This is a genomic window from Ideonella livida (genome assembly GCF_010499455.1).
GTDB classification, from domain to species: domain Bacteria; phylum Pseudomonadota; class Gammaproteobacteria; order Burkholderiales; family Burkholderiaceae_C; genus Ideonella; species Ideonella livida.
In genome coordinates, this window is sequence record NZ_JAAGOH010000011.1 from 68,120 (window position 1) to 80,245 (window position 12,126).

Annotated in this window: 12 protein-coding genes and 1 tRNA gene; 4 read left to right on the forward strand and 9 right to left on the reverse strand. The window is 68.4% G+C overall.

The window, feature by feature from the left end:
* Nucleotides 1-136: 136 nt before the first annotated feature.
* From G3A44_RS10860 to G3A44_RS10885, 6 genes are all read right to left on the reverse strand, one after another.
* Complete coding sequence (locus G3A44_RS10860; RefSeq protein ID WP_163457543.1) at nucleotides 137-1,195, reverse strand: TRAP transporter substrate-binding protein; 1,059 nt, start codon at nucleotides 1,193-1,195, stop codon at nucleotides 137-139.
* Between the two features lie 149 nt (nucleotides 1,196-1,344).
* Nucleotides 1,345-2,667, reverse strand: coding sequence for a fumarylacetoacetase (fahA, locus tag G3A44_RS10865; RefSeq protein ID WP_163457544.1), 1,323 nt, complete (start codon nucleotides 2,665-2,667; stop codon nucleotides 1,345-1,347).
* A 5-nt stretch (nucleotides 2,668-2,672) separates the two neighbouring features.
* Complete coding sequence (locus G3A44_RS10870) at nucleotides 2,673-3,230, reverse strand: VOC family protein (RefSeq protein ID WP_163457545.1); 558 nt, start codon at nucleotides 3,228-3,230, stop codon at nucleotides 2,673-2,675.
* Nucleotides 3,231-3,248: 18 nt separating this feature from the next.
* Entirely contained in the window at nucleotides 3,249-3,500 is a 252-nt protein-coding gene (locus G3A44_RS10875) for a DUF2783 domain-containing protein (RefSeq protein WP_163457546.1), read from the reverse strand.
* 20 nt (nucleotides 3,501-3,520) lie between these two features.
* A complete protein-coding gene (locus G3A44_RS10880; protein WP_163457547.1) occupies nucleotides 3,521-5,167 on the reverse strand; it encodes an FAD-dependent oxidoreductase in 1,647 nt (548 codons plus the stop codon).
* Nucleotides 5,168-5,183: 16 nt separating this feature from the next.
* The gene (locus tag G3A44_RS10885) at nucleotides 5,184-6,146 is read right to left on the reverse strand and encodes an MBL fold metallo-hydrolase (RefSeq protein ID WP_203561367.1); all 963 of its coding nucleotides are present in this window, start codon (nucleotides 6,144-6,146) and stop codon (nucleotides 5,184-5,186) included.
* 174 nt (nucleotides 6,147-6,320) lie between these two features.
* On the opposite strand from G3A44_RS10885, the gene G3A44_RS10890 reads away from it, so the two are divergent.
* Nucleotides 6,321-7,124, forward strand: a complete 804-nt coding sequence (locus tag G3A44_RS10890; RefSeq protein ID WP_163457549.1) for an IclR family transcriptional regulator — start codon at nucleotides 6,321-6,323, stop codon at nucleotides 7,122-7,124.
* Nucleotides 7,125-7,170: 46 nt separating this feature from the next.
* Here the strand turns inward: G3A44_RS10890 and G3A44_RS10895 are convergent, their stop codons facing one another.
* Together G3A44_RS10895 and G3A44_RS10900 are read right to left on the reverse strand one after the other, a co-directional pair.
* Nucleotides 7,171-7,920, reverse strand: a complete 750-nt coding sequence (locus G3A44_RS10895; RefSeq protein ID WP_163457550.1) for a SapC family protein — start codon at nucleotides 7,918-7,920, stop codon at nucleotides 7,171-7,173.
* Nucleotides 7,917-9,218 (reverse strand): hemolysin family protein, encoded by a 1,302-nt coding sequence (locus G3A44_RS10900; protein ID WP_163457551.1) that lies wholly within the window; start codon nucleotides 9,216-9,218, stop codon nucleotides 7,917-7,919. Before G3A44_RS10900 ends, G3A44_RS10895 begins: the two co-directional genes overlap by 4 nt.
* A 78-nt stretch (nucleotides 9,219-9,296) precedes the next feature.
* Here G3A44_RS10900 and G3A44_RS10905 point away from each other — a divergent pair, with 78 nt between their 5' ends.
* The 3 genes from G3A44_RS10905 (at nucleotide 9,297) to G3A44_RS10915 (ending at nucleotide 11,465) form a co-directional block, all read left to right on the forward strand.
* On the forward strand, nucleotides 9,297-10,127 hold the full coding sequence (locus tag G3A44_RS10905) for a symmetrical bis(5'-nucleosyl)-tetraphosphatase (RefSeq protein ID WP_203561368.1): 831 nt from the start codon (nucleotides 9,297-9,299) through the stop codon (nucleotides 10,125-10,127).
* Between the two features lies 1 nt (nucleotide 10,128).
* The gene (locus G3A44_RS10910) at nucleotides 10,129-11,319 is read left to right on the forward strand and encodes a GGDEF domain-containing protein (protein ID WP_163457553.1); all 1,191 of its coding nucleotides are present in this window, start codon (nucleotides 10,129-10,131) and stop codon (nucleotides 11,317-11,319) included.
* 56 nt (nucleotides 11,320-11,375) lie between these two features.
* A tRNA-Ser gene (locus tag G3A44_RS10915) sits at nucleotides 11,376-11,465 on the forward strand.
* 183 nt (nucleotides 11,466-11,648) lie between these two features.
* Here G3A44_RS10915 and rplS read toward each other — a convergent pair.
* Complete coding sequence (gene rplS / locus G3A44_RS10920; protein WP_163457554.1) at nucleotides 11,649-12,002, reverse strand: 50S ribosomal protein L19; 354 nt, start codon at nucleotides 12,000-12,002, stop codon at nucleotides 11,649-11,651.
* Nucleotides 12,003-12,126: the final 124 nt, after the last annotated feature.

A 12,126-nucleotide genomic window follows, 5' to 3' on the forward strand; every position in this document is an offset into this window, starting at 1 on the left:
CACAGGGCCTGCCGGCCCGTCTGAGGGCTCAGGGAAAGGGGCCGCCGCCCCGCCGGCGCGCAGGCGCGGCGCAGCAGGGGCGCCGGCGGGCCAGGCGGCGCCGCGGACCCCGTGGGCAGGCAGCGGGACGTCGCGCTTACTTGGCGGTGCGGTACTTGGCCAGCAGGTCGCGGGCGTCCTGCAGCATCTGGGCGCCGGGCATGCCGCGGCCGGTGACCTCACCGACCCAGCTGTCGTACAGCGGGGCGGAGGCCTTGACCCAGTGGTCCAGCTCGGCCGCTGGCACCAGGTGGAAGGTGTTGCCACGGTCCTGGGCGGCCTTGCGCGCGGCCCCCTGGCTGCCGTCCCAGACCTTGCCGACCTGGCGGGAATAATCGGCCCCGCTGTTGGCGTCAATGACCTTCTTGAGCTCCGGCGGCAGGCTGTCGTACTTGGCCTGGTTCATGGCGAAGACGAACACCGCGCTGTAGAGCGCCGGCCGGCTGGGGTCGGTCTCGGCGTGGTACTTGACCATCTCCTGCAGCTTGAGCGAAGGCAGCGGCTCCCAGGGCAGCACAAAGCCGTCGATGGTGCCCTTGCTGATGGCGTCGGGAATGGCCGGCAGCGGCATGCCCACCGGCGAGGCCCCCAGCAGCGCCAGCAGCTTGTTGGTCTGCCGGGTGGGCGCACGCATCTTCAGGCCCTTGAAGTCGGCCAGGGTCTTGACCGGCTTGTCCCGGGTGTGGATGTAGCCCTCGTCGTGGACCCAGGTGGCCAGGACCTTGGTGCCCGGAAACTCCTTGAGCGCGTACTTCTGGAGGTAATCCCAGGCCGCGCGGGCGCCCGCCTCCGCGGAGTTGGTCATGAAGGGCAGCTCGAACACCTCCATGGCCGGGAAACGGCCGGCGGTGTAGCCCGGCAGGGTGATGATGAGGTCGTCCACCCCGTCCTTGACGCGGTCCACCAGCTGCGGCGGCGTGCCGCCGCCGGACATGGCCGGCAGCACCTGGCACTTGAGCTTGCCGCCCGAGTCCTTGGCGATCTTCTCGCACCAGGGCTGGATGACCTGTACCGAGGCCATGGCCTGGGTGTTCCAGATGTGGTGGAACTTGAGCGTGACCTCCTGGGCCAGGGCGCCGGTGGAGGTGGCCAGTGCCGCGGCCAGCGCCGCGGCCTGCAGCCGCCAGCCCGCCCGGCGGGAAGTGTTCTTGTGCATGTGTCTTGTCTCCAGTGAATGTTCTGCGCCATGGGGGCATGGCGCCGCCAGGGCAGGTGGTGGCGGCAGGTTAGCCCCCGCCCTGCCCCGGCCTCATCGGGTGAACCCCGTGATGTGGCGTGCAGACGTCCTGTGCCGGACCATATCTGCTATGCCGACTCGGCATGGCGCGCCGGCAGCACCGTGCCCAGGCAGGGGCCCAGGCCGATGGCGACAGCGCCGGGCGCCTCACAGCGGCCGCGCAGCACGACCGTGTCACCGTCCTGCAGGAAACACCGCTGCTCGCCGTTGGCCAAGGTCAGCGGCTGCTTGCCGCCCAAGGTCAGCTCCAGCAGTGAGCCCCCCTGCGCCGGCGTGGGGCCGGACAAGGTGCCGCTGCCCAGCAGATCCCCCGGCTGCAGGTTGCAACCGTTGCTGCTGTGGTGGGCCAGCAGCTGGGCCACGGTCCAGTAGGCGTCACCGGCGTTGCTATGCATCAGCACCTGGGGCGGCAGGCCCTGCTCGCGCATGGCGGCGGTCTGCAGGGCCACGCTCAGCGTGATGTCCAGCGCGCCGTGTGCGCGGTTGGCAGCTGAGTCCAGGTAGGGCAGCGGCTGCGGATCGCCCTCGGGTCGGGTGAAGGGCCGGCGGAACGGCGCCAGCGCTTCCTGGGTGACGATCCAGGGCGACAGCGTGGAGCCAAAGCTCTTGGACAGGAAGGGCCCCAGGGGCTGGTATTCCCAGGCCTGCACATCGCGGGCGGACCAGTCGTTGAGCAGGCACAGGCCGAACCAGTCCTCCTCGGCCCGGTCCATGCCCAGGGGCTCGCCCAACGCGTTGCCCTGGCCCACAAACACGCCCATCTCCAGCTCCCAGTCCAGGCGCTGGCAGGGCCCATAGCTCGGCACCGCGGCATCGGGCGCTTTGAACTGCCCGATCGGCCGGCGCAACTGCTGGCCGCTCACGCCGATGGACGAGCAGCGGCCGTGGTAGCCGATGGGCACCCACTTGTAGTTGGGCAGCAGCGGGTTGTCCGGGCGGAAGAGCTTGCCCACCGTGGTGGCATGGTGGATGCCGGTGTAGAAGTCGGTGTAGTCGCCGATGTGGCACGGCACGGCCATCTCGGCCTGGTCCTGCGGCAGCAGGCAGGCGGCCAGCCGCGCCTGTGCGGGGCTGCCGGCTTCCAGGGCGCGGCTCAGGGCGTGGCGCAGGCCACGGCGGGCCACCGGACCCTGGGCCATGAAGGCGTTGAGGTCGCCCCGGGCCAGGGGCTGCAGCCAAGCGGCCTCGGCCTCGGTCCAGCCACCGGCGACCCGGGCGGCGGCCAGGTCGAGGATCTGGTCGCCGATGGCCACGCCCATACGCAGCGCCTGGCCGCTACCAGCCCGGCGAAAGCGCCCGAACGGCAGGTTCTGCAGAGGAAAGTCGGTGCCCGGCGCCTGGGCCGAGTCCACCCAGCTCTGGCGGGCGGGGTCGTGGGTGAAATCCAGCATGGCGCTCACTTCAGGGCCTCCGGGGCGGGCTTGAACTCACGTTCATGCAGAAAAGCGGCGTGCTTGGGGGCGCGCTTGGTGGCGGTCCAGTCCGCCAGCATCTGCCACTTCACGGCGTCCATGCGGCGGATCATCTCGGCCTCCTCCGGGTCCGGGCAGGCCAGCTCCAGGCGGTGGCCGTTCGGGTCAAAGAAGTAAATGGAGTGGAACGCGCCGTGGTCGGTGGGCCCGATGACCTCCAACCCCTCGTCTTGCAGGTGCGTCTTGTAGGCCAGCAGGGTTTCGCGGTCCTTCACCCGAAAGGCGATGTGCTGCACCCAGGCGGGGGTGTTGGGGTCACGCCCCATCGGCGGCTTGGTGGGCAGCTCGAAGAAGGCCAGCACATTGCCGCCGCCGGCGTCCAGAAAGATGTGCATGTAGGGGTCAGGCTCCTTGGTGCTGGGCACCAGGTCCTCGGCGATGGCCAGCACGAAGTCCATCTTCAGCATGCGCTGATACCACTCGACGGTTTCCTTGGCGTCGTTGCAGCGGTAGGCCACGTGGTGGATGCGGTCGATCTGCATGGGGATCTCCTGACGGGTTCAGACGCCTTGGGCGGCGGCAGACAGCGCCTCGCGCAGCACGCGCAGGTCGCCGACATGGTTGGCCAGCAGCAGCACCAGACGGGCGTTGACGAGCTGGCTCTGCTCGTCGCTCAGGCCTTGGTGGGTCTGGATCAGGGCTTCGTAGAAGTCATCGCCCGGCGTGTAGGCGCGCAGGAAGCGCTGTCCGGGGATGCCGAAGTGCGGCTGGGTGTTCAGGTGCTGCAGCGGGGCCTCGGAAGTGGCGGTCATGGCGGTGCTCCGGGGTCGGGTCAGTGCAGGCACAGGCTGCGGCGCAGCGCGGCCTGCAACGGGGCGGGCTCCAGGTGGCGCCAACGGGCGGCCACATGCTGGTCCGGGCGCAACAAGTAGGCGGTGCCGGGGCGGCCGTCGTAGCGACGGGCGATCAGGCCCTCGCGGTCCACCACGGCGCCGTCGCGCGGCGCACTGCCGGCCGGCAACACCCGCAGCAGTTTCACCGGCACCGGGGTGGTGGGCAGTACCGGCAGCGCCCCCTCGCCAAAGACCATCAGCGTGAAGTGCGCATCGGCCCCAGCCGTCACCTGCCGCAGCAGCCAGCCCGCACCACCAGGCAGGTCCACCGGCGCATCGTCCATCGGGGCGCCCGGGGCCATCCAGCCTTCAAAGGGCTCGGCGTCCGGGGTGTTCAGCGCCGAGCCGCTCAGGTGGGTGGCCACCGAGAGCCGGCCCGAGTTGACCAGCGCCCGGGCAAAGGCGTGCTCACGGGCCAAGCCCAACACGGCGTTGCGAAACAGCCTGGAGGTGGCGCTCTTGGGGGTGATGAAGTCGGTGGAGCGGGTGGAGTTGAGGATGTTCTCGTCCGCCGCCACGCAGCGCTCGTCGCTGTAGCTGTCGAGCAGGGCCTCAGGCGCCACCCCGTCGATCACCAGCTTGAGCTTCCAGCCCAGGTTGTCCACATCCTGCAGGCCAGAGTTGGCACCCCGAGCGCCGAACGGCGAGACCTGGTGCGCCGCATCACCGGCAAACAGCACCCGCCCATGGCGGAAGCGCTGCATGCGACGGCACTGGAAGGTGTACACGCTCACCCACTCCAGCGCGAAGGCGTGCTCCGGCCCCAGCATGGCTTGAATGCGGGGGATCACCCGCTCGGGCTTCTTTTCTTCCTCAGGGTCGGCCTCCCAGCCGAGTTGGAAGTCAATGCGCCAGACGTTGTCCGCCTCACGGTGCAGCAACACGCTCTGCCCACGGTGGAAAGGTGGATCAAACCAGAACCAGCGCTCGGCAGGAAAGTCGGCTTTCATCACCACGTCGGCGATCAAGAAGCGGTCTTGGAACACCTTGCCCTCGATCTCCAGGCCCAACAGGCGGCGGATGGGGCTGCGGGCGCCATCGGCCACCACCAGCCAGTCGGTGTCCACGGTGTAGTCGCCCTCAGGCGTGCTGACGCACAGGCTCGCGCCCTGGCCATGCGGCTCCACCTGGGTGACTTTGCTCAGCCAGCGCAGCTCGATGCCGGGCAACTCGGCCACCCGCTTGAGCAGGATTTCCTCCAGGTGGTACTGCTGCAGGTTGACCATGCCGGGGCGCTCGTGGCCCGCCTCGGGCAGCAGGTTGAAGTGGAAGACCTCCTCGGTGTCAAAGAAGGTGCGACCGACGTTCCAAGTGACGCCCTTGTCCACCACCGGCTGGCCGGCACCTTGGCGGTCCAGCACTTCCAGGGCGCGCTTGGCGTAGCACAGGCCGCGCGAGCCGACGCTGACGGTCTTGTCATCGTCCAGCATCAGCACCGGCAAGCCGAGCTGCGCCAGCTCAATGGCCGCGCTCAGGCCCACGGGGCCGGCGCCCACCACCACCACGGGACGGCGGTGCGAGGGGACGCCGTCCAGCTCAGGCGGCCGCACAAATGCGAATTCAGGGTAGGTGTAGGTTGAGAGCATGTGCGCACCTCCGGGTTCAGCCTTCCAGGGCCTTCCACATGTCGATGTCGCGCTGGGCCGTCCAAATGCGCGGATCGGGGTACTGCGTGGCCTCGTCGTAGGCGCGGGTCACGTCAAAGGGCATGCAGTGGTTGAAGATCACCCACTGGCCGTACTTGGGTTGCAGACGGGCGAATGTCTCTTCGTACACCGCGCGCAGCGCCTTGCCCTGGGCGGCGCCGGCCTTGACGCTGGCGAACAGCTCCGAGACAAAGGCGCGCGTGCCGTCCAAGCCGGCCTGGACCTGTTCGGGCGTGGTCAGGGCAGCGCCACGGCCCGGCACCAGGGCGACTGGCTGCAGGGCGGCCAGGTTGCTGAGCGTCTGCGGCCAGTCCTGGAAATAGGCGTCGCCGGCATAGGGGGTGGCGTCAAACTCCACCAAGTCGCCCGAGAACAGCACCTTCTCCTGGGGCAACCAGACCACGGTATCACCCTTGGTGTGGCCACGGCCGAGCTGCAGCAGCTGCACTTCCAGTCCGCCCAGCCACAGGGTCATCTTGCCGGTGAAGGTGAGCGTGGGCCAGGTCAGGCCCGCCGGCACGCTCTCGACATTGCGGAACAGGCGCGGGAAGCGACCGATTTCGCTGGCCTTGTCCTGCTCGCCGCGCTCGACGATCAGGTCCCAGGTGTCTTGGCTGGCGATGATCTGCTCGCCGCCCTCGGCCATGTAGGCGCTGGCCCCCAGCACGCGCACGGCGTGGTAATGGCTCAGCACCACGTACTTGATGGGTTTGTCGGTCACCTCGCGGATGCGGCGGATCACGTCGGCGGCCATCACCGGCGTGGCCTGGGTGTCGATCACCATCACCGCGTCCTCACCGATGATGACGCCGGTGTTGGGGTCGCCCTCAGCGGTATAGGCCCAGGCGTGGGCCGAGAGCTGGGTGAAACTCACGCGCTTTTCTTCTAGGTCGGCGTGGGAGGCGAAGGTCTTGGTCATCGTGAGGCTCCGGATCATCGGCCGGCTTGGCGGCCTGCCATGCGGTTCGGACCCGATGCCCGAACAGCCAAGTTCTGATAGAACGAACAAATTCGTTATCAACGAATCTCAGGTTTGATCTTAGTCAGTCCGTTTGCCCATGTCTAACTGATTTGCTTTAGTAGAAACCCTGTCATGACTATCCCAGACACCGAGGCCACCGACGCCTCGGCCGGCGAGGCGCGCGGCCCGCGCGGCATCCAGAGCATCGAGGTGGGTGGGCAACTGCTGCTGGCCCTGGCGCACCACGGCCGCCCGCTGGCCTTGAAGGACCTGGCCCGCGAGGCCGGCATGCCGCCGGCCAAGGCGCATCCCTACCTGGTCAGCTTCCAGAAGATCGGGCTGGTGGCACAGGAATCGGGCAGTGGCCGCTACGGTCTGGGCCCGCTGGCCTTGCAGCTGGGCTTGATCAGCCTGCAGCAGTTCGATCCGGTGCGCCTGGCTACGCCGGTCATCGAAGAGTTGGCGCTGAGCACCGGGCTGACGCTGGCCATTGCGGTGTGGGGCAACCGCGGGCCCACGCTGGTGCGCATCGCCGAGGCCCCCAGCCCCGTGCACGTGAGCATGCGCCATGGCACGGTGATGAGCCTCAAGGGCACAGCCTCCGGCCAGCTGTTCGCGGCCTGCCTGCCGCAGGCGGAGGTGCGCGCGGCCTGGCCGGCGGAGGAAGTGTGGGACGAGGCCTTCAGCCAAACGCTGTCGACGATCCGCACCCAGGACCTGGCCTGGGTGGACGGCAGCGCGGTGCCCGGTGTGCGGGCCATGGCCGCGCCGGTGCGCGATGGCAGCGGCCGGCTGGTGCTGAGCCTGACGGCCATCGGGCCGTCGGCCCTGGTGAACCTGGATGCCCGGGGACCCCTGGCGCAGGCCCTGCGCCAAGCCGCGGGCCAGTTGTCCGCCCAATTGGGCTGGCGCGCGGCAGAAGCCGTCCAGGCCTGAGGCGTGGGCACCGGGCGGCAGGTCACCGCCGGTGGCGGGGCAGGACTCAGCCCGGGGTTTGCAGACGGGCCAGGCGGCGATCGATCAGTCTGCGCATGTTGCCCATGGAGAACTGGTGGGCATGCAGCAGCATCAGCAGGCCATTGCGCTGCAGGTCCAGCAGGTCGGCATCGGGCAACGCATTCAGCGTTTCCTCGTCGGCGGCCAGGAAGCCATCGACCTGCACCGGCGTGCCATCGCTGAGCTTGGCATCAAAGCGCTTGGGCTTGAGCAGGTTCAGCTCCATCAGGCGCTTGCCGATGAGCCGGGTACGCTCCACCTCCACCTCCACCTGCTCGACAAACTTGCTCACGTCCTGCAGCAGGGTCGAGCCCTCCCCGTTCTCCTGAAAGAGAGGTGTGCCCTCGGTCTCGGAGACCCCGGGTGAAGCGGCGTCAAAGCAAACCACGTAGCGGTCGTCGGCCACCCGGGCCATGGTGAAGGGATAAGCGCGCAGGATGGCGGGCACGTAGTGGGCATCCCAGCGGCCATCGGCCTGCAGGAACAGGTTTTCGCCCTGCGCCAGGCCAAACACCGCCACTGGCGCCACCAGCGTCTTGCCGTCACCGTCCTTGCCAGCAGGCAGGAACAGGATGGGGTATTCCTTGCAGGCGTCGCCAAACTCGGCGGCCGTGAGGAAGAAGGCATTGAACGTCTGGGCCGCAGCCAGGTGGTTCACATCCTGACGCAGCCGCAGCTTGCGGTGCTGCTCACGGTCCAGCGCCACCGGCTGCTTGTGCAGTTCGGCATTGATCACTCGGTTTCTCCATCGTCAGCGGTGCGCGTGGCCAGCACCTTGTCCACCCGCTTGCCATCGAGGTCCACCACCTCGAAGCGCCAGCCACTCCAGTGCACCACGTCGGTGGTGTGCGGCAGCCGGCCCAGCAACAGCATGATCATGCCCGCCAGGGTGTTGTAGCGCCCGCGGTCCTCCTCGGGCAGTTCCTTGACCTGCAGCCGGTCCTTGAGCTCGGGCACCGGGATCAGGCCGTCGATCAGCCAGCTGCCGTCCTGGCGCTGCACCGCCCAGGCGTCCGCACCACCCTCCTCGCCAAACTCCCCGGCGATGGCTTCCAGCACGTCGCGCACGGTGATCATGCCTTGCACCGCGCCGTACTCGTCGACGACAAAGACCAGCTCAGCACCCGAGGTGCGGAAATGCTCCAGCAACTCCATGCCCGAGAGGGTCTCGGGCACGAACACCGGCGGATCCAGGTGGTCGGTCAGGCGGTGCAGTTGGCCATCGGCCATGGGCTTGATCAGGCTGTGCGAGGCCACCACGCCAATCACATCATCCAGGCCATCGCGGCAGACCGGATAGCGCGCGTGCTCCTCTTCGGCAATGGTCTGCAACACCTGCTCAATCGGCGCGTTGGCGTCCAGCCAATGGATCTCGGCCCGCGGCAGCATCATCGAGCCGATCTGGCGGTCGTCCAGCCGGAACACGTTGCGCACCATCTGGTGTTCCGTGGCCTCGATGACGCCAGCATCCAAGCCTTCCTCCAGGCTTGCGGCGATCTCCTCCTCGGTCACGCTGCGGGCCGGTCCGCCGCGAATGCCCAGAAGACGCAGCATGGCGTCGGTGCAGGTGGCCAGCAGCGCCACCAGGGGCCGGGTGGCCACGGACAGCCACTGCATCGGGCGGGCCACCAGCGCGGCAACACTTTCGGGGTACATCTGGCCCAGACGTTTGGGCACCAGCTCACCAAAAATGATCGACAAGATCGTGATGATGACCACCACCACCGCGGTCGCCGCGATTTCAGACGCCCCAGGCGAGACAGGCAGGTGGGCCTGGAACCAGGTCGAAAGCGGTCCGGAAAAGGCTGCATCGCCCACGATGCCGTTGAGCACCCCGATGGACGTGATGCCGATCTGCACTGTCGAGAGAAAGCGCGTGGGGTTGTCGTGCAGTTCTATCGCCGCCCGGGCCCCCCCGTCTCCCGCCTCCACCATCACCTGCAGCCGCGCCTTGCGGCTGGCCGACAGGGCCATCTCGGACATGGCAAAGATGCCGTTGAGGAGGATCAGAAAGATGAGAAGCGCTATGTCCATGGACGGCAGGCCCGGTTGTCCGGCCCGCTGGGCGTGTGAAGGGAAAGATTTGGGGGGCGAGCGTAGCAGAATCAGGTGATGCATTACCTCATGGGCGACGTCCAGGGCTGCTGCGATGCCCTGGAGCGGCTGCTGGCCGACATCGGCTTCTCACCCTCGCGCGATCACCTGCACGTGCTGGGCGATCTGGTCAACCGCGGCCCCGATTCCCTGGGCACCCTGCGGCGCCTGCGCGACCTGGGCGCCAGCGCCACCTGCCTGCTGGGCAACCACGACCTGCACCTGCTGGCGGTAGCCCACGGGGTACGCCCAGCCCACCGCCAGGACACCTGCGCCGCCATCCTGGAAGCGCCCGACCGTGAGGCGTGGCTGGAGTGGCTGCGCCAGCGGCCGCTGGCCGATGTGGCCTGCGGCTGGCTCACGGTCCACGCCGGCGTGGTGCCGCAGTGGGACCGCGACATCACCCTGAGCCTGGCAGCCGAGGTGCAGACCGTGTTGCGCGGGCCGGGGCTGCCGCACTTTCTGCATGCCATGTACGGCAACGAGCCGGCACGCTGGGATCCGCGGCTCAGCGGGGTGTCCCGTTGGCGTTTCATCGTCAATGCCCTGACCCGGCTGCGTTTCTGTGCCGCGGATGGCACGCTTGAATTCGCCACCAAGGACGGGGCCGCGCAGGCCCCCGATGGTTTCGCGCCCTGGTTTGACCACCCGCAGCGGGCCACGCGGGACCAGCCCGTGGCCTTTGGCCACTGGTCCACCCTGGGCCTGCGGTGCAGCCCCCTGCTGCTGGCACTGGACACCGGCTGCGTCTGGGGAGGGCAGCTGACCGCCGTGCGCGTGGACGGCGGACGCCAGGACCTGCACCAGGTCCGCTGCAACCAGGCGCAAGCCCCTGGCCCCGGAAGATGAGATGAGCCGACTGCCCGGTCCGCCGCTGGACGCGGCCACACTGCTCTTCGCCACGGCGCTGATGGGCTTTGTCATGGCCGCCTTCGCGCTGAGCGCCGCCCGGGCCATGCCGGCCCAGCGGGACAGCCTGCGCCTGTGGGCCGGTGCCATGGTGGCCACGGGCGTCGCCTTCCTGCTCTACTACCTGCGCGGCCACATCGATTGGTACCTGAGCTTCATCGGCGGCAATGCCGCCGCCATCCTGATCCCATCCTTGCTGTTGCGGGCCCAGTACCAGCTGGTGCAGGCGCCGCCACCACGCCGGGCGCTGATGGCCACGGGCGTATGGGGCTTCGGCGGCGTGGCGGTGTCTGCAGCCCTGCAATGGGACGCCAACCTGGCCGCCATCACCATGTCCAGCAGCCTAGCGGCCATGGCCCTGTTGTACGGCCGCATCATGACCTCCCACCCGGTGGCCCGCACCCTGCCCGGTGCGCCGTTCGCTGCCCTCGTGGCGCTGGCCTGCTTCATCAGCTTCACCTGGCGGGCGGCCATGGCGCTGCTAGGGGAACTGCCGCCCATCAACATCACCCGCACCAGCGATGGCCCGGCCCACCTGGGCTCGCTCGTGGCCGGCGGCCTGTTCATCGCCGGCGCCTCGATCAGCTTCTTCAGCATGGCCCACGAGTTGCGCCGCCGCGAGGTGCTGGAGCACGCCCGGCGCGACGGCCTGACCGGTGTGCTGACGCGCACCGCCTTCTTCGAGGCGGCGGAACAGCTCGACCCCACCCGTCCCTGCGCAGTGGCCATGATCGACCTGGACCATTTCAAGCAGGTCAACGACGAACATGGACATGCCAACGGCGATCTGGCGCTGGCCCACATGGCACGGTTGATCGCCGGCGGCGTGCGCGGCCAGGACCTGGTGGGGCGCTACGGCGGCGAGGAGTTCTGCGTGCTGCTGCGGCACTGCGGCACCACCGAAGCCCTGGGCTTTGGCGAACGCTTGGTGCAGCAGGCGCGCCGCAGCGCGGTGCGGCTGCCCGACGGGCGCCGGCTGCAATGCACCCTGTCGGTGGGCATGGCCTGCCACCCGGGACAAGACGGCGGAGTGCCAGCCCCTGCCTTCCAGCTCGATGCCCTGCTGCGCCAGGCCGACAACGCCCTCTACCGCGCCAAGCATGCGGGCCGGAACCAGGCCGTGCTGGCCTGAAGACCTGCACCGCCACACCACCCTCAGGCCGCATAGGACATAATCCGCGGCTCCAAGGAGATGTGGCCGAGTGGTTTAAGGCAGCGGTCTTGAAAACCGCCGAGGGTGGAAGCCCTCCGTGAGTTCGAATCTCACCGTCTCCGCCACTTGCATGAAGGCCCGGCTCGTCCGGGCCTTCTTCATGGTGCATCGCACACACGCACCCACACACACGCCCACCGGTGCACAACCGCCAGCCTCCGCGCCACGCTCAGGCCGGGCGAAAAAAAAGCCACCCGAGGGTGGCCTTTTGGCAAGGCGACGGGGGCCGCCGCAGAAATACCAGCCGATCAGGCCAGCTTTTCCTTGATACGAGCCGACTTGCCCGAACGCTGGCGCAGGTAGTACAGCTTGGCGCGACGCACGTCACCACGACGCTTGACGTCGATCGAGGCGATCAGCGGGCTGTACAGCTGGAAGGTACGCTCCACGCCTTCGCCGCTGGAGATCTTGCGGACGATGAAGCTGGAGTTCAGGCCGCGGTTGCGCTTGGCAATCACGACGCCTTCGTAGGCCTGCACGCGCTTGCGGGTGCCTTCCACCACGTTCACGTTCACCACCACGGTGTCGCCAGGGGCGAAAGCGGGGATGGTCTTGTTCAGGCGAGCAATTTCTTCTTGCTCGAGGGTCTGGATCAGGTCCATGGTTGCTCCACAGGATCATGCCGGCGTTGTGGATGAAGAGCGTCCCGCACTGCACACCAGATGGACCTCACCGCCAGGCGGTCCGGGCTGTCAGGTGCCAGATGGAGAACGCGGCAGGCCTGGC